This window comes from Geomonas edaphica (genome assembly GCF_004917075.1).
In the GTDB taxonomy this organism is placed as follows: domain Bacteria; phylum Desulfobacterota; class Desulfuromonadia; order Geobacterales; family Geobacteraceae; genus Geomonas; species Geomonas edaphica.
The window spans coordinates 414,318-434,389 of sequence record NZ_SSYB01000001.1 but is presented as its reverse complement, the minus strand read 5'-3'; the positions used below and the strand labels follow the sequence as shown (position 1 = coordinate 434,389).

The 20,072-nt window shown below is 62.0% G+C and carries 18 protein-coding genes; 5 read left to right on the top strand and 13 right to left on the bottom strand.

Features of this window, described 5'->3' with window-relative positions; genetic code table 11:
- Positions 1 to 198: 198 nt before the first annotated feature.
- From E8K79_RS01875 to E8K79_RS01855, 5 genes are read right to left on the bottom strand one after another with little or no spacing between them, the layout of a single operon-like run.
- The gene (locus tag E8K79_RS01875) at positions 199 to 414 is read right to left on the bottom strand and encodes a DUF1653 domain-containing protein (RefSeq protein ID WP_136513229.1); all 216 of its coding nucleotides are present in this window, start codon (positions 412 to 414) and stop codon (positions 199 to 201) included.
- 22 nt (positions 415 to 436) lie between these two features.
- Positions 437 to 2,797, bottom strand: a complete 2,361-nt coding sequence (gene hypD / locus E8K79_RS01870) for a trans-4-hydroxy-L-proline dehydratase (protein ID WP_136513228.1) — start codon at positions 2,795 to 2,797, stop codon at positions 437 to 439.
- Positions 2,798 to 3,685, bottom strand: a complete 888-nt coding sequence (locus E8K79_RS01865) for a glycyl-radical enzyme activating protein (protein ID WP_136513227.1) — start codon at positions 3,683 to 3,685, stop codon at positions 2,798 to 2,800.
- Between the two features lie 20 nt (positions 3,686 to 3,705).
- On the bottom strand, positions 3,706 to 4,656 hold the full coding sequence (locus E8K79_RS01860) for an aldo/keto reductase (RefSeq protein ID WP_136513226.1): 951 nt from the start codon (positions 4,654 to 4,656) through the stop codon (positions 3,706 to 3,708).
- Positions 4,657 to 4,674: 18 nt separating this feature from the next.
- Positions 4,675 to 4,875 (bottom strand): SlyX family protein, encoded by a 201-nt coding sequence (locus E8K79_RS01855; protein WP_135869860.1) that lies wholly within the window; start codon positions 4,873 to 4,875, stop codon positions 4,675 to 4,677.
- A 171-nt stretch (positions 4,876 to 5,046) separates the two neighbouring features.
- Between E8K79_RS01855 and E8K79_RS01850 the strand changes: the two genes are divergently transcribed.
- Positions 5,047 to 5,715, top strand: coding sequence for a hypothetical protein (locus tag E8K79_RS01850; protein ID WP_136513225.1), 669 nt, complete (start codon positions 5,047 to 5,049; stop codon positions 5,713 to 5,715).
- A 67-nt stretch (positions 5,716 to 5,782) separates the two neighbouring features.
- On the opposite strand, the gene E8K79_RS01845 is transcribed toward E8K79_RS01850, so the two are convergent.
- The 6 genes from E8K79_RS01845 to E8K79_RS01820 are packed head-to-tail and all read right to left on the bottom strand — an operon-like array spanning position 5,783 to position 12,032.
- Positions 5,783 to 6,544 (bottom strand): TSUP family transporter, encoded by a 762-nt coding sequence (locus E8K79_RS01845; protein ID WP_135869858.1) that lies wholly within the window; start codon positions 6,542 to 6,544, stop codon positions 5,783 to 5,785.
- Positions 6,541 to 8,688 carry a hypothetical protein gene (locus tag E8K79_RS01840; RefSeq protein WP_136513224.1) on the bottom strand — a complete coding sequence of 716 codons (2,148 nt, stop codon included), beginning with the start codon at positions 8,686 to 8,688 and terminating at the stop codon, positions 6,541 to 6,543. The genes E8K79_RS01845 and E8K79_RS01840 overlap by 4 nt, the downstream gene beginning before the upstream one ends.
- Before the next feature lie 18 nt (positions 8,689 to 8,706).
- Positions 8,707 to 9,291 carry a D-glycero-beta-D-manno-heptose 1,7-bisphosphate 7-phosphatase gene (gene gmhB, locus E8K79_RS01835; RefSeq protein ID WP_136513223.1) on the bottom strand — a complete coding sequence of 195 codons (585 nt, stop codon included), beginning with the start codon at positions 9,289 to 9,291 and terminating at the stop codon, positions 8,707 to 8,709.
- A gap of 33 nt (positions 9,292 to 9,324) precedes the next feature.
- Positions 9,325 to 9,894 carry a D-sedoheptulose 7-phosphate isomerase gene (gmhA, locus tag E8K79_RS01830; RefSeq protein WP_136513222.1) on the bottom strand — a complete coding sequence of 190 codons (570 nt, stop codon included), beginning with the start codon at positions 9,892 to 9,894 and terminating at the stop codon, positions 9,325 to 9,327.
- Between the two features lie 36 nt (positions 9,895 to 9,930).
- Positions 9,931 to 10,944 carry a glycosyltransferase family 2 protein gene (locus E8K79_RS01825; protein ID WP_136513221.1) on the bottom strand — a complete coding sequence of 338 codons (1,014 nt, stop codon included), beginning with the start codon at positions 10,942 to 10,944 and terminating at the stop codon, positions 9,931 to 9,933.
- A gap of 44 nt (positions 10,945 to 10,988) precedes the next feature.
- A complete protein-coding gene (locus E8K79_RS01820; RefSeq protein ID WP_129128273.1) occupies positions 10,989 to 12,032 on the bottom strand; it encodes a rod shape-determining protein in 1,044 nt (347 codons plus the stop codon).
- A gap of 240 nt (positions 12,033 to 12,272) precedes the next feature.
- On the opposite strand from E8K79_RS01820, the gene E8K79_RS01815 reads away from it, so the two are divergent.
- A complete protein-coding gene (locus E8K79_RS01815) occupies positions 12,273 to 13,850 on the top strand; it encodes a peptidylprolyl isomerase (RefSeq protein ID WP_136513220.1) in 1,578 nt (525 codons plus the stop codon).
- A gap of 112 nt (positions 13,851 to 13,962) precedes the next feature.
- A complete protein-coding gene (locus tag E8K79_RS01810) occupies positions 13,963 to 14,856 on the top strand; it encodes a phosphoribosylaminoimidazolesuccinocarboxamide synthase (RefSeq protein ID WP_136513219.1) in 894 nt (297 codons plus the stop codon).
- A 103-nt stretch (positions 14,857 to 14,959) separates the two neighbouring features.
- Here E8K79_RS01810 and E8K79_RS01805 read toward each other — a convergent pair whose 3' ends face one another.
- A complete protein-coding gene (locus E8K79_RS01805; protein WP_136513218.1) occupies positions 14,960 to 15,316 on the bottom strand; it encodes a YtxH domain-containing protein in 357 nt (118 codons plus the stop codon).
- 166 nt (positions 15,317 to 15,482) lie between these two features.
- On the opposite strand from E8K79_RS01805, the gene E8K79_RS01800 reads away from it, so the two are divergent.
- Positions 15,483 to 16,586 (top strand): NAD(P)-binding domain-containing protein, encoded by a 1,104-nt coding sequence (locus tag E8K79_RS01800; protein WP_135869850.1) that lies wholly within the window; start codon positions 15,483 to 15,485, stop codon positions 16,584 to 16,586.
- A 192-nt stretch (positions 16,587 to 16,778) separates the two neighbouring features.
- On the opposite strand, the gene E8K79_RS01795 is transcribed toward E8K79_RS01800, so the two are convergent.
- Positions 16,779 to 17,570, bottom strand: a complete 792-nt coding sequence (locus E8K79_RS01795) for a tetratricopeptide repeat protein (protein WP_136513217.1) — start codon at positions 17,568 to 17,570, stop codon at positions 16,779 to 16,781.
- Between the two features lie 153 nt (positions 17,571 to 17,723).
- Here E8K79_RS01795 and ptsP point away from each other — a divergent pair, with 153 nt between their 5' ends.
- Positions 17,724 to 20,066: a phosphoenolpyruvate--protein phosphotransferase gene (ptsP, locus tag E8K79_RS01790; protein ID WP_136513216.1), complete on the top strand. Its 2,343-nt coding sequence runs from the start codon at positions 17,724 to 17,726 to the stop codon at positions 20,064 to 20,066.
- The last annotated feature ends 6 nt before the right edge of the window (positions 20,067 to 20,072 follow it).

Sequence of the window (20,072 nt, the reverse complement as noted above, 5' to 3'; positions counted from 1 at the left end):
AGCTGTAAGTAAAAGCGATCTTCACTTACACCTTTTCAGGAAGTAAAGTCAACGAGAATTGATTACTGTTACAGTGCAAAGACAATCCGCAAAGTATGTATATTTACGGATACATGCGGCATCGGTGAGAGCGTACGGTGGGAAATGAAACAGACCGTCCCCCCGCTCGAAGACGGCCCCTTAGTTTCTCGTGAAGGTCTAGTCGGAAAGGGAGCGGCTGAAGCGTGGCTGGAGCACGCCATCCACCTCGACCTGCTCCAGAAACATCGCTTCCGGGCGCACCCAAAGCCCCCCCTCGCCGTAGAGCGGGCGGTACACCACCATCGGTTCCTCGGTCTCACTGTGCCGCGCGGTTCCTATGACTTCGTAGTAGTTTCCCTTGTAGTGCCGGTAGCGGCCGGGTTCGACAGGCATGTTGCATCCTCCCTTCCGTAGTCTAGAACGAAGCGTGCTCGGTCCGCGCGATGATCTCGTTTTGCAGTTCGACGGAGAGATCGCAGAAGTAGTCGCTGTAGCCCGCGACGCGCACGATGAGGTCGCGGTGCTCGGAAGGGTCCGCCTGCGCACGTTTTAGGGTCTCGACATCCACCACGTTGAACTGGACGTGATGGCCGTCCATCCTGAAGTAGCTCCGCACGAGACTGGCGACGCCGTCGAGGCCGTTCGCGCCGAAAAGAAGCGTCGGCGAGAACTTGAGGTTCAGGAGCGTTCCGCCGCTTCGGATGTGGTCCATCTTCCCGGCGGAACGGATCACCGCGGTCGGGCCGTTGCGGTCCGCCCCCTGCACCGGCGAAATCCCTTCGGAAAGCGGCGTCCCGCGCCTGCGCCCGTCCGGGGTGGCGCCCACCACCGAGCCGAAGTAGACATGGCAGGTGGTCGGTAGCATCTCGATCCTGTAGACGCCGTTTTTGGTGTTGGGCCTGCCGTCCACCACGTCGAAGAAGGAGTCGAAGACAAGACGCATGAGGTCATCGGCGTAGTCGTCGTCGTTGCCGTATTTGCGGGTCTTGTTCCAAAGCCGCTGGCGCAAAGGCTCCTGTCCGGCGAAGTCGGCGTCGAGCTCTTCCACGAGTTCGGCAAGGGGGACCGCCTTCCGCTCGAATACCTGCTCCTTTATCGCGGAGAGCGCGTCGGTGATGCTGCCGATCCCCACCCCCTGGATGAAGCTGTTGTTGTAGCGCGCCCCCCCAGCGTTGTAGTCGACGCCGCGGCTGATGCAGTCGTCGGTGAGGACGGAGAGAAACGGCGCCGGCATCGTGCAGGCGTAGATCATCTCGATGAGACGGTTGCCGCGGATCTTTATGTCGATGAAGTGGGCGAGCTGGGCGCGAAACGCCTCGAAGAGCGCCTCGAAGCTTTCGAAACTCTCCGCCCTCCCCGTCTGCGGGCCGAGCTGCGTGCCGGTCATCGGGTCGACGCCGTCGTGCAGGGCAAGCTCCAGCATCTTCACGAGGTTAAAGTAACCAGTGAGGATGTAGGCCTCCTTGCCGAAAGCGCCCACCTCGACGCAGCCGCTGCAGCCGCCGGCGCGGGCATCGACGAGGCTCTTTCCCTGGCGCAGCTGTTCCTCGACCACGGCGTCGGCGTTGAAGATGGAGGGGAAGCCGTAGCCGTTACGCACCACCTTCAGGGTGTGCTTCAAGAAGGCGTCCGGGGACTTGCGCGAGAGCTGCACGTTGCTCGAGGGCTGCAAAAGGTGCATCTCGTCGATCACGTCGAGGATGAGGTGGGAGACCTCGTTGGAGCCGTCGGAGCCGTCGGGAAGGAGCCCGCCCAGGTTTATGTTGGCGAAATCGGTATAGGTGCCGCTTTCCGCTGCGGTCACGCCGACCTTCGGGGGGGACGGGTGGTTGTTGAACTTGACGAAGAAGCACTCCATGAGCTCGCGTGCGCTCGCTTCGGAGAGGGTGCCGGTTTCCAACCCTTGCCGGTAAAAGGGATGAAGGTGCTGGTCCAGGTGCCCCGGGCTGAAGGCGTCCCAGCCGTTCAACTCGGTGATGACGGCCAGGTGGCAGAACCAGTAGGACTGCAACGCCTCCCAGTAGTCGGTCGGCGCGTGCGCGGGCACCCAGCGGCAGTTGGCCGCGATCTTTAAAAGCTCCTGCTTGCGCGCAAGGTCGCTGGTCGCCGCGGCCATGCTCTCGGCTAGTTTCGCATGACGCTCCGCGAAGAGGATGACCGCATCGCACGAGATGTCCATCGCGACGAGCTGCTCGCGGCGCGCCCAGGCGTCGGGGTCGGCGGCGAAGTTGAGGGCGTCGATCGCCTGCGCGATGTCCTTCTTGAAATCGAGGAGCCCCTTTTTGTAGATCTTGTCGTCGAGCACCGTGTGCCCCGGAGCGCGCTGCTCCATGAACTCGGTGAAGATGCCGTGGCGGTACGCCTCGTGCCACTCCTTGGGGAGTGCGGCGAAGATCTTCTCGCGCAGCGACCTCCCTTCCCAGTACGGAACCACGCTCTCGCGGTAGATCTTCATGCATGCGTCGTCGACCCGGTACCAGGTCTTCTCCCGGGAATCGAGGATGCGGAGATCTTCAAGCGAATGGCAGGTAAGCTCCGGGTAGGTCGAGACGAGCTTCGGCGCAGGTCCCCTCTCACCGACCACCAGCTCGCCTTCTCCAATGTAGATGGTCTTCTTCTCGCAGAGGTGGTAGAAGGACTTCGCGCGCAGCACCGGGGTCGACCAGCGCCCCTCGTTCTCGCGGTAAAACTCGGTGATGAGCAGCGCGCGCTCGGCGGAAATGGCCGGCTCGGCGGCGAGACTTTCCTCACGCAAACGTTCGGTTCTTCCGGTCATCTATACCCCTCCTATCTGTATATCCAGGCCCCTCTCTTTAAAGAGCCGGGCGAAATTCTCCATCGTGTCCGCGGCGGGCGCCTGCGCCGTCGCAGCCTCTTTCGGTGCCTTTTTACCAAGTCGCGCCGGTTTCGCCGACCAGCTGCCGTGATAGGGGAGGAGCCAGACCTGGCGTACCCCCGCCGCCCCTGCCGCAAGCTCCGCCAACGCATCCATCTCCTGAACGCTGTCGTTGAAACCGGGCACCACCGGGATCCTGATCCAGATGTTTTGATGCACCCGTCCCAGCGTCGCCAGGTTCTTAAGGATGGCGGCGTTGCCGGTACCTGTCCCCCGCAGATGCAGGTCGTTGTCGGCGCATTTCAGATCGAAGAGGAAGAGGTCCACGAGCGGGGCGAGATCGATGAGAGGCTCGGTCGGGCAGAGCGCTGCGGTGTCCACCGCAGTATGGATGCCGTGGGCGCGGCATCTAGAGAGGAGTTCCCTTAAAAAGGCGGGCTGGCAGAGCGGTTCGCCCCCCGAGAAGGTGACGCCGCCGCCTGAATCTTCGAAGAACATGCGGTCCTTAAGAACCTCTCGCAGCACGTCAGCAGCCGTCGTCTCCCTGCCGATCATCTCGCGGGCGCCGGTCGGGCAGGCTTCGGCGCAGGCACCGCAGTTGCGGCAGGCGTTACGCGGCCTGAGCCCCTCGTGGCACGCAAGCAAGCAGGCGTCGCAGGAGATGCAGCGGTTCTGGGCACAGGCGATTTCGGGCGTGGCGGCGTGGCTCTCCGGGTTATGGCACCACCAGCAGCGCGCGGGACACCCCTTGAGGAAGACCGTGGTCCGGATGCCGGGCCCGTCGTGCAGCGAGTAGCGCTGCAGGTTGAAGATCACACCACTGCTCATAGCTTGGCCGCGTCCCCCGACTACACCACCCGGATCATGAACTCGGGACAGGCCGCCCCGCAGTAGCCGCACAGGATGCAGGCATCATCGTCAACCTGGGCCTTGCCGTCTACCATGGCGAGCGCGTTGTTGGTGCAGGCCGGGACGCAGGCGCCGCACCCTTTGCAGAAGGCCTCCATGATGGTGAGCTTGCGCCGCCTCCCCTCGAGGGTGCTCCAGAGCGCCTCGTCCGCGCGCCCCTCGTGGAAAAGGGCGAGGTTGCCGTCGATCTCGGCCTCGGAGAGCATGCCGAGCGCAATACCGTGCACCCCCTTTAGGTCCAGCACGAAACGAAGACTCTCCCGCGCGGTCGAGATGAGGTTCCCGCCGGCGAGCGCCTTCATGGCGTACACACCCTTACCCGCGGCGGCGCAGGCGGCGATCGCCTCGGCCATCTCTTCCCGGGATCCGTCGATGATCCCCATGCCGGTGCGGTTGATCAGGGGGTGCACCACCTCGATCTCCGGATGCGTCACCGACTTCTTCATGGCGGCGACGAAATGGGAGGAGAGCCCTACGTGGGCGATCTTTCCCTCCTCCTTCATGCGCACCAGGGTCTCGATCACCTCAGGACGCTCGACGAAGGGATCGGCGACGCGCGCGCCGTGCAGGTGCACGATGTCGAGGCGCTCGACCCCCAACTCGGTGAGGGCGCGCTCCACGTGGGCGCGGGCCGCCTCAGCGGTGTTGGCGTGGGTTTTGGAAGCGATGTGCACTTGGCCGGTGAAGCCTTCGAGGGCGCGGCGGATGTGCGGGTAGGTCTGGTAAAGCTCGGCCGTGTCGAGGAGGTTCACACCGCGCTCGAGGGCGTGGCGGATCAGGCGTCCCCCCTCTTCAGGCGAGAGGGAGGCCTGCAGGGGACCCAGGGGAAGCGTGCCGAAAACGAGAGGGTTGATGCTCAGACCGGTGCTGCCAAGCGCTACTTTCTTCATGCGTCTCCTGCTCCTGGATCAGTAATGCGGGGGTGGCTCTTCTTCAGAGGGGAGCCTGTTCTGAGAACCGATGCCGCTCAGGTGCTCCTTGATGATCTTCAGTTCCTTGGCAAGCTGATCGATGACGGCCTGGTGCCCGGTCACTACCTCGTTCAGCTGATCGATCACGTGACCTTGATGCATGATCAGCATCTCCATGTCGGTCAGACGCTGTTCCATAGTATTTCTCCTGTCAGTAGCGGTCGCCGTCCGGGCAAAGCGTCACGGACCGGCAAAGTTTAACCTGATTCATTTCCATAGCCAAGACAAAAAACTTCAAAAACAGGACGGATTCTGATAATTTCGCTCCCTGTCCCGGAGGTCGGAGCGCCGGGAGACGGAGGAAGAGACATGTCGGATACGCCGAAATCGAGCAGCGAGAAGCACATCGAAACGATAATGCAGCATCTGGAGCCCGGAACGGACCGTTACGAGGTGCTGGACAAGGCGAAGCGGTTCAAGTCGTCCTGGGTGGAGCTTGGCGAGAAGCTGCTCGACGTGAGCAAGCGGGCGCGCTTCCGCGAGTGGGGCTACGGCAGCTTTGAGGAGTACTGCGTGCAGGAGATCCGCATCAAGCGCGGCACCGCGGAGAAGCTCACCATGGCGTACCGGTTCATGGAGAAAGAAGAGCCGCAGTTATTACAGCAGCGGGAGGAGTTGCGTCCCCTGCCCGATTATCGTTCCATCGATCTGTTGCGTCAGGCGAAGGAAGAGAAGGGGTTTTCCGAGGAAGAGTACGGCGATTTGAGAAAGCGCGTGGTGGAGGACGAGAAGAGTCACCCCACCGTGCTGAAGAAGTTCAAGGAAGTGTCCGCGTTACGCGAGGAGCCGAACCCGTTGGTGCCGTTGAAGGCCGCCGTGTCCGCGGCAAAGCGGCTTGAATCCGCGCTGCGGGCCTGCGAAGTGGCCCCCGCCGCATTCGTGCAGCAAGTAAGCGAGATGCTGGAGCATCTGGAGCAGGAACTGAACGCCCGTGACCTGGAAGGCCAGGCCGAAGCCGGCACCGTGCGCGAGATCTAGCGGGGGGAGATGCCCCGCCCCACCCTGCGAAAAGGGGACCGGCACCTGTGGCGCGGTCCCCTTTCCCCTACCGGTAGCTGTCCCAAAAAAGCTTCGCCGTCACCGCGAGCACCGAGCATATGAACACCGGCCTGACGAACCTGGTCCCCTTGTGGATCACGAGCTTCGCGCCAACCCTGGCCCCCACCGCCTGCCCCGCCCCCATGAGAAGCCCCGCCCCCAAAAGCACGTGCCCCCCGGCGACGAACACCACCAGCGAGACGATGTTGCTCACGAAGTTGAAGAGCTTGGTGTACCCGGTCCCCTTGCGCATGTCGAAGCCGAGACCTAGCATGATGGCGATCACCCAGAACGAGCCGGTGCCCGGTCCGAGGAAGCCGTCGTAGAAACCCAGCCCCAGGCCGGCAATGCCATAGAAGAGACGGCGCGGCAGGCGCGGGTGCACCTCTTCGGCGCCGAGCCTCGGCGTGAAGATGGTGTAGCAGAGAATCGCTAAAAGCAGGAACGGGATGCACTTTTTCAGGAACCCGGGGTCGATCTGCTGCACCGTGTAGGAGCCAAGGATAGCGCCGACGGCGGTCCAGATGACGCCGGGAAGCGCGTCGCGCAGGTTCACCGTTCCCGCCCGAACGAAGTGGAACATGGCGCTACAGGAGCCAAATGACGCCTGCAGCTTGTTGGTCCCGAGTGCTGTCTGCGGGGGAAGTCCCATGCCAAGGAGCACCGGAATGGTGATCAGCCCGCCCCCCCCTGCGATGGAGTCGATCAGTCCGGCAACCGCGCCGGTAATAAAGAGAATGGGGAAAAGGATCGGGGAGAGCTCGATCATGCCGGGTCCCCCTCTGCGCTGTCGCGCGACGCAGTGCGCGCCTGGTAAGCCTTCAAGGTCTGCTTTGCTACGGATACTGCCAAGGGAATCTCCTTCAGTGCTATCGATGGGTCGGCCATGGCCTGCGCCACGTGGTACATCCGCTGCCAGGCGATGGGGGCCTGCGGCGAGGATTTAAGCCATAGCGCCTGCAGAACCAGCCGATCCATCAGGGTTTGACGTTTCTGCTCCAGTAACTGATCGCACAGCCGCTCGATGACGGCCGTCACATTTTTGATGCTGCCGGGGCCCGTGCCGACAACCAGGCGCGTCACCGCGCTCCCCTCTTCCTTCCATCCCCCGAAGAGGGCGCGGTAGCGGCACCACTCCCCGGACTCTTCAAGCGAGGCGATCTTTTCTGCCGGCTCAAGGAGGAGCGGGGTGTTCTCCGCCATTTCCTCAAGCATCGCTTCAAGTTCGAGTCGGGCGTCAAGCGGCGCCGCCTTCCAGCGGTTGCACCCGAGGATCTCGGCCAACCGGACCAGCCAGTGCCCGGGCGCCCTACCCTGCTCGTTCCCCTGCGCCAGGGCCTGTGCGATGCGCAGATCGAGGTAGTCGAGACTCGAGTCGATACAGCAGCCGCGGTTTCGGGCGGCAGCAAGGAAGGCGTCCACTTCGGTCCTGGAAGAGAGCCTGGTTACCGTGCATTCGGCCACCCCGCCGCCTTCCTGCAGCGAAACGGTACACCCTGCGTGACCGCCGGAGTCGGGAGCCACGGCGTAAAAGAGTTGGTTCCCGGCACCGTCAAGGGGGCCGGCAAGGACGTCGACCTCCGATGGGGGCGGCAAGTGGGCGCAGGCAACCCGCGCCTTGCGGGCGTTGCCGATGGCCTCGTCGATACAGCCGCGCACCGGGTCGTCGAACCAGTTGCGCGTGACGATGAGACGGCTGAGCGTCTCGGGCGTGATGCTCCCCCCCTCGACCGCCGCCAGCATGCGGGCGACGCCCCGCGACAACTCCGTATCCCCGTTGAAAAGAAAGAGCGCGGCGATGTCGCGCAGAAGCGGGGTGTCCGCGCTGAGCATCTCCCAGACAAGACCTGGGAGCATCTCGGCGTCGCTCAGGGCGAAGAGCCCCAGCATCTCGTCGGCACCATCGAAAGGCGAAACCAGGCCGGACGCGGCGAGGCGCTTCATCACGCCGGGGAGAAACGGCTCCCCCACCTCTTGCGGGAAAGCGTCACCTGAAATCATGCGCTCCAGTTCGGGCATGAGCGGCACGCGCGCCTCGGCGAGAACGGCGATCACATCGCGCTGCAGCAGTGCCGGGGCGTCGTCGTGAAAAACACGCGACAAAAGCGCCCTTTGCAGCCTTTGCATCTGCTGCCTGGCCCCTGGGAGCCCCCCTTGAGCCTCGACGGTGTAGAAATCGAGGGTATGCCGCAAGAGCCTCAGCGCTGCGGCACGCTCCTGGGCTTCATCGGGGTCGCCGGAAAGGCCGGCAAGCAGTGCCGCCAGTTCCTCACACGCGGGCGGGTTCGCCAGCAGGTGCCGGTGCAGTTCCTCGCGCAGGGCGAGGGTAACGGCCACCGATGCATCCCCCCCCGCCTGGAGGGAGAGCTCCACGAGCCGCTCGATCCCGTTAAGCGCCTTGCCCGCGTCCGGACGTACACGCGAACCGCAGAGCCTGCCGTCATGCCTCAGTGACTCCCTTAGCGAGCTCTCGAGGTCAGGCGACGGCATGGCGCGAAAGAAAAGTTCACCTGGGAGCGGGAAAGGCTTTCCGCAGTAGGGCCTGCCGTCGACAAGTCCGCGCACCTCGCCGTAGTGCCGCTGCAGGCGTTCAAACCAGTCGGGACACGAGTTGAGGGAATGGACGCAGAAGTCGAGGAGTTCGTCGGCGTAGGGGGCCTGGTAGCTTACGGGATCGAGGTGAGGACCGCTGAAGGGACCCTCGTCGTCGAGGGAGAGGTGAATCTGCGCTCTGTGCCGCATCTTCCCGTCGATCACCAGGAGCACGACACGGCGGCAGTCGCACGCGGGTCGCGTGCAGAAACACTCCAGGAAGGTGTATTTTCCCTGTGGGATCCGGCCGCTTTGGTGCGCGACCTCCAGGGTCATGGCAGGCGCCTGGGCGCCGGGAAAGATCTGCTGGAACGGCTTCATGGTGAGGCCCCTTTGCCTTTAGCGCCCGGGGCGTTTCCCCTTCCCCTCCCGCTCGTATATCGCCTCGACCGCTTCCTGCAGCCCCGGGTAGGCAAGCACCCCCTCCGGGAGCCTCGCGGAGTCTGCGGCGCCGTACCCTGTCTGCACCATGAGGGAGGTGCACCCGGCGTTCAGCCCGGCCTCGATGTCACCAAGCTTGTCCCCAATCATATAGGAGTCGGAAAGGTCGATATCCAGGTCGAGCGCCGCCTGCTGCAGCATACCCGGGAGGGGCTTTCGGCAACTGCAGTCAACGCGGTAGTCGCCGACCGCATGTTCTGGGTGATGCGGGCAGAAGTAGCATGCCTCGATGGTGATGCCAAAGCTGCTTAGTTCCTCGTGCATCTTGTCGTGGATCGCGTGCAGCGCCGCCTCGTCGTAGAGCCCGCGTCCGATGCCGGACTGGTTCGTGACGACGACCAGGAGAAAACCGGCGTCCTTCAGGCGCTGCAGCGCATAGGGGACGCCCGGGATGAGGCGGAAATCCTCCACACGGCTTAGATACTGCACCTCTTCGTTGATGGTCCCGTCCCTGTCGAGAAAAACCGCCCGATGCTTGCCCATGATGCCTGGCCCTTCCGGCTCGTCAGCCGCCTGTTAAAGAAACAACCCGCGCTCAACGAGGTCGCAAATGATGTGGATCATGGTGATGTGCCCCTCCTGGATGCGGGGCGTGTCGTTGCTGGGGACGATCAGGGAAAGTTCTGCGACACCCTTGATGCTGCCGCCGTCCTTGCCCAGAAGCGCCACGGTCCGGGCCCCAAGCCGCCGCGCTGCCTCGAGGGCGATCTGCACGTTCGGCGAGTTGCCGCTCGTGGAAATGCCGACGACGACGTCACCGGGACGCGCGTGCGCCTCGACCTGCCGTGCGAAGATCTGGTCGAAGCCGTAATCGTTGCCGACCGCGGTGAGGATCGAGGTGTCGGTGCTGAGAGCTATGGCGGGAAGCGCGCGGCGCTCGAGCTTGAAACGCCCGACTATCTCGGCAACGAAATGCTGGGCATCCGCTGCGGAGCCGCCGTTGCCCATTACGATCAGTTTGCGCCCATCCTTCAACGCCTCAGCCAAAAGGGAAACGGCGCTCTCTATGGCGGGAGTAAGGTCCCTTTCGAGCGCCGTCATGACCTGGATGTGGGCCTGGAGCTGGGCCCTGATCTCGTCTTTCATCAACCCTCCGACTTTTTGTGTGCTGCCAAGCGGCCTCTAGTGGGCGCGCGATTTGATCCGCTCGGCAAGCTGCGAAAACGACAGGTACTGCTCGCTCCACGGCAAGGCAAGTCCGTCCACGGCGATCACCGGCATCGTGTCGGGAGAAGCGGCGAGAAGCTTCTCGTAGAGGCGGCGCTTCATGCCGTCCAGGGCGATGCGAGGCAGCGCCACCAGTTTCACGTTTTCATGCAGTGCGGCAAGCCCTTGCTGCCGGGCCTGCTGATGCAGCGCGAACGGAAGGAGCACCGTGTAGCAGTCGCCGTGCCGGGCCCCCTCCACCAGTAGTTCCAGCTTCTGCTCGAGAAGCGAAGCCTCGACCCCCTTAGGGACGTAGACGAGGAAGTTGCTCCCCTCCCCCCAGCGCTCCTTGAAAAGGGAGATGCTCCGCAACAGGGTCTCGCGGCGGCGCTGCACGGAACCAAGCGGCGCCTCGTCATGGTGGCTCACCGTGGGACCGGGGACCTGCACGGTGCGAAACCCTTCGGCGCAGGCACGCATGGTGAAGTCCCTAAGGCACCAGGCTCCGCCGTCCATCGTCTCGTCGAACCCTCCGATCTTGCGGTAGAGCTCGCGGCGCACGGCCATGGCGGCGAAGGAGCCGCTGACAACCTCGCGCGGGAGGTCGCAGGGGTCGCCCGGGTCAAGACAGGGAAGCATTATCCCGGCGTCGGCATGGGTGTGTGCGAACTGCAAAAGCGGCTCGAACCACCCCGCCATTACTATGCTGGTGCTGCGCATCAGGGCCAGAAACGGCGCCTCGGAACTCTCGAAACCGCGGTTTGCTGCGCGCACGAACCCGATGTTGCTGTCGTCACGCATCAAAAGGGCGCGTTCGTCCAGGGCGTCGGCAAACTCCTGCAGCATCCTCTCGGTGTCGCGCTCTGAGCCGCAATCCACGATGATGAAGCGGGCGTTCGGGGTGTGGTTGATCAGGTTGACCAGGCAGTTTCGAGTCTCTTCGGGCCGGTTCCAAACGGGTATGATGACGTCTACGATAGCGTCGGTCATGAAAATCCCTCTGGTAGAAACGGCGGATTGGAGCGCGATCGGGCCTAGGAACTCACAGCGACGTTACGAAGCAGTGCAAGCTCGTCGAGCACCTTTCCCGAGCCGAGCACGACGCAGGAAAGCGGGTCCTCGGCGGTGACCACCGGTAGACCGGTTTCTTCGCGCAAAAGGACGTCGAGGTTCCTCAAAAGCGCGCCGCCGCCCGCCAGCACAATCCCCTTGTCGACGAGGTCGGCCGCAAGCTCGGGCGGGGTGCGCTCCAGGCAGTTGCGCACCGCATCTACGATGGCGGTAACCGGCTCGGAGAGGGCCTCTCGGATCTCGTTGGAGTCGATCTCGGTGGTCTTGGGGATGCCGGAGACGAGGTCGCGCCCCTTGACTTCCATGTGCAAAAGCTGGGTCCCCGGGTATGCCTCGCCGATCTCGATCTTGATGAGCTCGGCCATGCGGTCGCCGATGAGGAGGTTGTACTTGCGCTTTATGTACTGGACGATCGCCTCATCCATCTTGTCGCCGCCCACGCGGACGCTCTTCGTGTAGACGATGCCGGCCAGGGAGATCACGGCCACCTCGGTGGTGCCCCCCCCGATATCGACGATCATGTTGCCGGACGCCTCGGTGATGGGAAGCCCCGCACCGATCGCCGCCGCCATCGGCTCCTCGATCAGGTACACCTCGCGGGCGCCGGCGGACTCGGCGCTCTCTTTTACGGCGCGCTTCTCCACCTGGGTGATGCCGGAGGGAACGCAGATGACGATCCTCGGGCGCACCAGGGTTTTCCTGTTGTGCACTTTATGAATGAAGTAACGCAGCATCTCCTCGGTGATGTCGAAGTCGGCGATGACCCCGTCCTTCATCGGCCTGATGGCCGTGATGGTGCCGGGGGTACGCCCCAACATCTTCTTTGCCTCCATCCCTACGGCAAGCACCTTCTGCTGGCCGCTTGGCATCTTCTGGACCGCAACCACGGACGGTTCGCGCACTACGATCCCCTTACCCTTCAAGTAAACGAGGGTGTTGGCCGTGCCGAGGTCGATGGCGAGGTCGTTAGAAAACATGCCGAAAAGGGCATCGAAAATCTTGAGCATCCTGGGAACTCCTTTTGAATTGGCGCAGTAGCCGGGACCGACCCGGCAAAGGTGGAAATATAGCAAAAGCTACACACCCTTGCAAGAAAGAAAACCCGTCTACTGGCTGACAGGGCGCTGAAACATTGGACGTATACCGCTTCATTCTACCGTTGCTTTTGCGATTAAATTATATTATCATTCGCGTCTCTTGAACTAATCTAATGGCGTCAATTTTGTGTGCAAAGGAGCCGAACCCGAATGCTAGGCGTAATGAGGAAGTATAAGCAGTCGATCGTCATCAAGATCGTCTTTGTTGTCATCGTTCTCTCTTTCATAGGAACCATCTTCCTGGTCTGGGGCAAAGGTGGCGACGGTCAGCGTGGCGGCAAAAGTTATGCGGCGTCCGTCAACGGCACGAAGATCAGCCTGGACGAGTTCCAGAAGAGTTACTACCGCACCCGCGGTCTCTATGAGCAGATCTACGGTAAAACCCTCACCCCCGAGATGGAAAAACAGATGGGGATCAAGAAGCTCACCATCGACACCCTTATCGATAACGTGCTCATCTTCAACGAAGCGAAGAAAATGGGCGTGAAGGTAAACAAGGACGAGGTCGCGGCCGAGATCGCCAAGATCCCCGCCTTCCAGAACAACGGCGCCTTCGACTTCAACCTCTACCAGCAGACCCTCAAGGCGAACCGCCTCACCCCGAAGGAATTCGAGGAGGCCCAGGAGCAGGAGATGCTGCTTGCGAAGGCGCGTAACAAGGTGAAGATGGGTGCCACGGTTACCGACGCCGAAGTGAAGGACGCCTTCAAGAAACAAAACGACAAGGTCGACCTCGCCTACGTTTCCTTCTCCCCTGCCGACGTCAAAGGTGGCATCAAGCTGACCGACCAGGAGCTCACCACCTACCTGCAGGATCACCAGAACGAGTTCAAGACCCCGGAGCAGGTCTCCGTGGCCTACACCTTGGTAAACCCCGCCCAGGCAGCAGGCAAGGCGACGGTCACCCCCGAAGAGGCGCAGACCTACTACCAGAAAAACATCGACCGCTACCAGGGTAAGGGCGGCATCCTGCCCTTCTCCGAGGTGAAGGATCAGGCCACCGCGGACGCCCAGAAGCAGAAAGCAGCCAAAGAGGCATACGAGAAAGCGGCCGAGGCTGCCAACAAATTCAAGGCTACCGGCGACATCGACGCCGCCGCAGCAGCCCTCGGCAGCAAGGTGGAGAAGACCGCGCTCTTCACCGCCAAGGCCCCGGCGGCAGCACTTGCCGGCGAAAACGAGGTAATCGCCCGCGCCTTCGCCATCAAGCAGGGTGAACTGGGTGGCCCGGTGGAGACCGCAAAAGGGATCTACCTCGTCAAGGTACTGGACAAGAAACCGGCTGCCGTCCCCCCGCTGGCACAGATCAAGTCGGCCGTCGAGGCGAAAGCGGTTGAGGCTAAGGCCGCCGAGCTCGCCAAGAAGAAGGCCGAGGAAGCACTGCAGCAGCTCGCCAAGGGCGGCGCCGCCAAGTCCACCGGCAGTTTCGGCTATGCCGCGACCGGTGCCGTGCCGACCATCGGCACCTCGCCGGAGCTCATGGAAGCCGCCTTCACGCTCACCGCTCCGAACCAGGCCGCGAAGCAGCCCTTCAAGGTCGGCGACCGCTGGTATGCGGTGAGCCTTAAGTCCCGCGCCGAGGCGCCTCTTGCCGACCTCGCCGCCAAGGCCGCCGGCATCAAGGCTACCCTCCTTCCGAAGAAGCAGCAGGAAGTGCTTGAGAAGTGGGTCAAAGGTCTGCGCGACAAGGCCAAGATCGATATCAACCCGCTGGTGCTGCAGGACTAACGGGTCAAACGGAAGCGTCAACAGCTTTCAAGTGTGAGGTGGAGGGTGCAAGGTGCACTCTTCACCTTTCACTTTTCACGCTCAAGGCGAACCATAAAAGGAGAATGCACCAATGACTACACCGGTACTCAACACTGACTTCCCCGGCCTGAAGCTTGCCGCACGCGGGAAGGTGCGCGACATCTACGACCTCGGGGAGACGCTGCTCATCGTCACCACCGACAGGATCTCCGCGTTCGACGTCATCATGAACGAAGGGATCCCCAACAAGGGTTACGTGCTTACCCAGATCTCCGCCTACTGGTTCCGCCAAATGGAAGGCATCATCAAGAACCACATCATCTCCACCGATGTGGCCGATTTCCCGAAGGAGTGCCAGCCCTACGCTGAGACCCTGAAAGGTCGCTCCATGTGGGTGAAGAAGGCGAAGCCTTTGGCCGCTGAGTGCATCGTGCGCGGCTACATCTCCGGTTCCGGCTGGAAGGACTACCAAAAGACCGGCTCCATCTGCGGCATTAAGCTCCCCGAGGGGCTCAAGGAAAGCGACCGCCTGCCGCAGCCGATCTTCACCCCCTCCACCAAGGCAGAGCTCGGCACCCACGACGAGAACATCTCTTTCGAAGAGATGTGCAACATCTGCGGGAAAGAGATCTCAGAGAAGGTGCGCAACGTGACGCTCAAGATCTACGAGAAGGCCCGCGACCTGGCCGACGAGAAAGGGATCATCATCGCCGACACCAAGTTCGAGTACGGCATCTACGACGGCGAGCTGATCATCATCGACGAGTGCATGACGCCGGACTCCAGCCGCTTCTGGCCCAAAGAGAGCTACAAGCCGGGCGGCCCGCAGCCATCCTTCGACAAGCAGTTCCTGAGGGACTACCTTGAGACCCTGGACTGGGGCAAGACCGCCCCTGCCCCGCCGCTTCCCGCCGAGATCGTTCAGAAGACCGGCGAGAAGTACATGGAAGCGCTGGTAAAGCTGACCGGGATGAAGGCGCCCTAGCCTACCGACCTGGACCGGCTTTGGATAAAAAAAGGCCCCGACATCGTTTCCGATGCGGGGCCTTTTCCTTTGGATGCCGCTCTTTGCGTCCTGCCTTTGCCTTCTACCCGATCATCTTCGCCAGGCGTGCCCTCTCCTTGGTAAGACGCGCCTCCCCGTCCTCCAGGGCTTTCAAAAGGTTCTTCTTGGCGCCGTAGGCCATGTCCTTGCCGCGGTCGAGGATCTCTGCCGCGCGATCGCCCATCGCCTCGGCCATATCGGTCACCTGCTCGGTGAAATCCTCAACCGCCTCCAGCGCCTCCTCCCCTTTGCGCCGCGCCTTCTTCGCGTAGCGGGAGATATCCTTGCGGGTTTTCTGGCCGCTTTGCGGCGCGTACAAAAGCGCGACCCCCGCGCCGATGATGCCGCCTGCCAAGAGCATGAGCGCTCCAACCATCACCTTGTTATCCCGATCGGCCATGGCCCCTCCTCCTTTAGGTGTGTTGTTGTTCAAGGGAACATCCATATACTACCCGATGGTAAGGCTTTGCCAAGTACGCTTCTCATTATTGCTTTGAAGCGGGTATTGAACCGTGTATATTTGAACCGTTGCAACAACAACCAATCTTGCTATCCAAGAGGAAAACATGGATCAAAAATATGATGTGCTTATCGTCGGTGGCGGCCCCGGTGGCGTAGCTGCGGCGTACCTCTGCCACAAGCATGGTCTCACGCACCTGCTGATCGAATCCGGCAAGGCAATCTTCCAGGGCATCGCCAACACCTACCCCGAAGGGAAGAACGTCTACCCGTCTAAACCCAAGGAGAACCCCGAGCCGTTCCTGGTGGAGGAACTCCGCCCGCCCGACAAGCCGGTGACCGTGGAGAAGTACATCCAGTACGTGCAGCACTTCGTCCAGCACGAGGGGTTGAACGTGCTTACCGAGACCCAGTTCGAGAACATCGAAGACGGACGCGACTACCTCAAGGTGCACACCTCGCGCGGCACCTTCCAGACGAAAAAGGTGCTCCTCGCCTTCGGCAGCTCCATCCCGAAGGAGCTCTCCGTGTACGGCGACGCGAAGATGGTGGCAAAGACCCTCGACGACCCGAAGAAGTACATCGGCAAGCGCACCCTGGTGATCGGAGGCGGAAACTCTGCGGCCGACGTGATCATCTCCATCCTTAAGGAGAAGAGGAGCGCGAACGACAAGGAGCCGGTCTATTGGGCGCACGTTGCCGAGACCTTTGACGTGAACAAGGAGACCGCGCAGCGTCTGGGTGAGGAGATCCTTCTGGGGGGGAATATAAGGCTTTTGCCGGGCGCCACGCCGAGGATCGGCGAGGTGGACGACGAGGGGGTCGACCGGCTGGTGATCAGGGTCAGCGAAGACAAGATCGCCGGCGGAATCGAGCGCTACCATGCCATGAGTTTCCCGATGAAGAACGTCATCGCCTGCATCGGCAGCCAGGGCCCCACTACCATCTACGACAAGATCGGGGTTCAGACCATCGCCTGCGCCGAGGGTGTCTGCCAAGTCGCCAAGGAAGGTGACCGGCTGCTGCTGCTCACCGCCGATTTCGAGTCGACCAGAAAAGGGGTTTACGTGATCGGCGGTGCGATCTCCCCTTCCTACATGCGCATCAGCAAAGGCGCCATCCAGGAAGAGCGCCATCCGAACCTGATCTACACCGCTGTGAACGACGCCCATCACGTCATCGCTGCGGTCGTCAAGAAGCTGAAGAAATAGCCGGGATTTTAAAGCGGACACGACGCAGGACTAGATGCAGACACGACAAAGGGGAGCCAATTCGGCTCCCCTTTTCAATTTGATCCAGTAATCCAAGTGATGTTCAGTGCAGTTGCCAACGAAACGCTGCATGCGTCCCAGCGTCCCCCCCCTATGCGAAGGGGGAACAGGGGGGATTTGCCTCTACCGCCCCTACTTAAGCTCCTCCCGAAGCCCCTCCACCACCGCCTTCACCTCAGCGATCATCTCACGCGCCTGCGGTGAGTGTTCCTTCTTCAGGTAGTTCTCGAAGTGCTTGATCGCCTCGGCGGTGCGATCCTGGTCGATGCAGATGTTCCCGAGGGTCAGGTAGCTCATGGTGAAGTCGGGATCGAGACGGATCGCCTCCAGGGTCTCGCGCTCGGCGGCCTCAAGCTCGTCCATGTCGTAGTAGAGTTCGCCCAGGTTGAATCGGGCCGTGGCATCGTTGGGGTCGATCTCGATCCCCTTATGGTAGGAGGCGATCGCCTTTTCGTTCTCGCCCAGCCCGTAATAGAGATCTCCCAGCGCGTTCAGCGCGAAGACGTTAGCCGGATCGAGTTCGAGCGCCTTCTCGAAGGACTTCAGCGCGTCATCGGCGCGCTCCATAGCGTTGTAAACAAGCCCCATGCTGACGTAGCCGTCGCACTCCCCCGGGTTCAATTCGGTCACCTTGCGGTAGCATGCAAGCGCGTCCTTGTGCTTGCCCGACTCAAAGTAAACGTCGCCCAGCGCGGTGAGACCGTCCAGGTCCTGCGGGGCGAACTCGAGACCCTTTTTCAGCGCGGCGACCGCATCATCGTTGCGCCCCGCCTCGGAATACGCCTCACCAAGGTAGAAGTATCCCTCTGCGTTGTCCGGTTCGACGGCGATGCACCCCTTGAAGGACTCAATGGCCTGGTCGTACTCGCCGGACTCCATGTGGGCTATTCCGTTCGCCAGCGCCTCGTCAAAATTCGTTGCCATTGCCACCTCCGTAACTGCATCAGATTTCATTGGCGCACACTATAACAGAGAAGCGCCCGCTTTGCCAACTTAAGAGCACTGAAAAAGCATTAAAAGCTTCCACATATCTTTTCCCTCATATATACTGCGACAAACAGAAGCAAGGGGGAGGCAATGCCGGAGGAGGCAGGAGAACAACTGGGACTAAGGACGCTTGAGGATATCAGCGCGCTGATCCTGCAATCCCACGACCTGCAGGAAACTCTGGACAACATAGTCAACCTGGTCGCTAAGAGGATGTCGTCAGAGGTCTGTTCCATATATCTCCTGGAGGAGGACGGCGAGACGCTCAGACTGCACGCGACCCGCGGTCTGTCCAGACTCTCGGTCGGCATCACCATGAAGATCTCCGAAGGTCTCACCGGTCTCGCCGTGGAACAGCGCGGCGTGGTGGCGACCGACAACGCCCCCCTGCACCCCCGCTACAAATACTTCAGGAAGACCAAGGAGGAGAAAGTGCTCTCCTTCCTCGGGGTCCCCTTCTTCGAACGCGATCACCCCATCGGCGTCCTGGTCATCCAGAACCGCGAGTCGCGTACCTTCACCCCCCAAGAGATCAGTGCGGTATCCACCATCGCCTGGCAGATATCAAGCATCGTCTCCAACGCCAAACTGCTCGATTCAATCCGCAAGAAGGAAGAGGAGCGCGCCTTCTACGCGGCCGAGGTGGACCGCCTGAGAAAAGGGGGCACGCCGAAAGAGGCCGTCCGCGGCAACCGCAAGGGCGCAGGCTCCACCGCACTCACCGGCATAGGCATCTCCCCGGGGTTCGCCCTCGGCAAGGTATCCATACTGCACCACCGCGGCCCTGCCGAGGAGGCGGTACTGGAACGAGCCCGTCCGCGCGCAGAGGAACTGAACCTGTTCCACCAGGCACTCGAGAAGGCGCGCATCCAGACCATCTACATGGAAAAGCGGATGGGTGAGATCCTCTCCGAGGCCGATGCCGCCATCTTCCACAGTCACCTGATGATCCTCGAGGACCGCGGCTTCATCGGCAAGATCACCGCCCTCATAGAGGAAGGTGTCGGCGCCCACCGTGCGGTGAGCCAGGTGGTAGAAGCGTACGTGGCCGCCTTCGCCCGCATGGAGGACCCCTACCTTAGGGAGCGCAGCGCCGACATGGAGGACATCGGCCGCCGTATCTGCGACGCCTTGAACGGTCACAGCAGGCAAAAGGAGCGCTTGCGCGACGAGCGCATCATCGTGGCCAGGGAGCTGCTCCCCTCCGACCTTGCCATCATGGACCACGGCAAGGTGATCGGGATCGCGACTGAAAAAGGAAACCGCAACGCGCACGCGGCCATCATGGCGCGGGCACTCGGCATCCCCGCCGTCTTCGGCGTGGATGGACTTTTGAAACGGGTCGGCGTACGCAGCGAAGTCGTCGTTGACGGCAACTCCGGCTGCGTGTATGTGAACCCGGACCAGGGGGTGAAGCAGGAGTACGTGCGGCTGCAGGGAGAGTTCGACCAGAAGCAGCGCGAGCTCGAAGAGATCCGCGACCTCCCCGCCCGCACCCTGGACGGCTGCACCGTTTCCCTTCTCGCCAACATAGGGCTTCTGAGTGACCTGAGGGTGGCGCACCTGCACGGAGCCGAAGGGGTCGGCCTTTACCGCACCGAGTTTCCCTTCATGACCAGAAGTTCTTTTCCGACCCGGCAGGTACAGGCCGTGGTGTACCGCAAGGTGCTGGAGGGTTTTCCGGGGCTCCCGGTCAACATAAGGACGCTGGACATAGGCGGCGACAAGGAGCTCTCCTACTTTCCGCATCCGAGGGAGGACAACCCGTTTCTCGGATGGCGCTCCATGCGCCTGTCCCTGGACCGCGAGGAGATCCTTCGGGAGCAGTTGGCCGCGGTGCTCATCGCCTCGGTGGGAGGAAGGTGCAACCTGATGTTCCCCATGATCTCGGGGGTGGACGAAGTGCGCCGCATCAAGGGGATCCTGGAACAGGTGAAGGAGGATTTGCTGCGCGAAGGGAAGGCGTTCGCCCCGGACATCGGCCTGGGCGTGATGGTGGAACTCCCGGCAGCCGTGCTAGGAGCAGAGATGCTGGTGAAGGAGGTGGACTACCTCTCCATCGGGACCAACGATCTTATCCAGTACACGCTGGCCTGCGACAGGAACAACCCGTTGGTAAGGAAATGGTACGATCCGTACCACCCCGCGGTTCTTCACTCGATCAAGAAGGTGGCCGATGCGGCGACGGCTGCTGGAAAGCCGGCCTCCTTGTGCGGCGAGATGGCCGGCGAGCCGATCAATGCGCTGCTGCTTATGGGGCTGGGCCTGCGCAGCTTCAGCCTCTCGGCACCCAGTATCCCGCGAGTGAAAGAGGCTGTGCGCCGGATTACGCTTGAAAAGGCGCAGCTGGTCGCCGAGCGTGTGCTCGCCATGGAGAGCGCGCAGTCGATCCGGAGTTTTCTGGAGGCGACGCAGCGCGAACTCGGACTGTAGACGAAA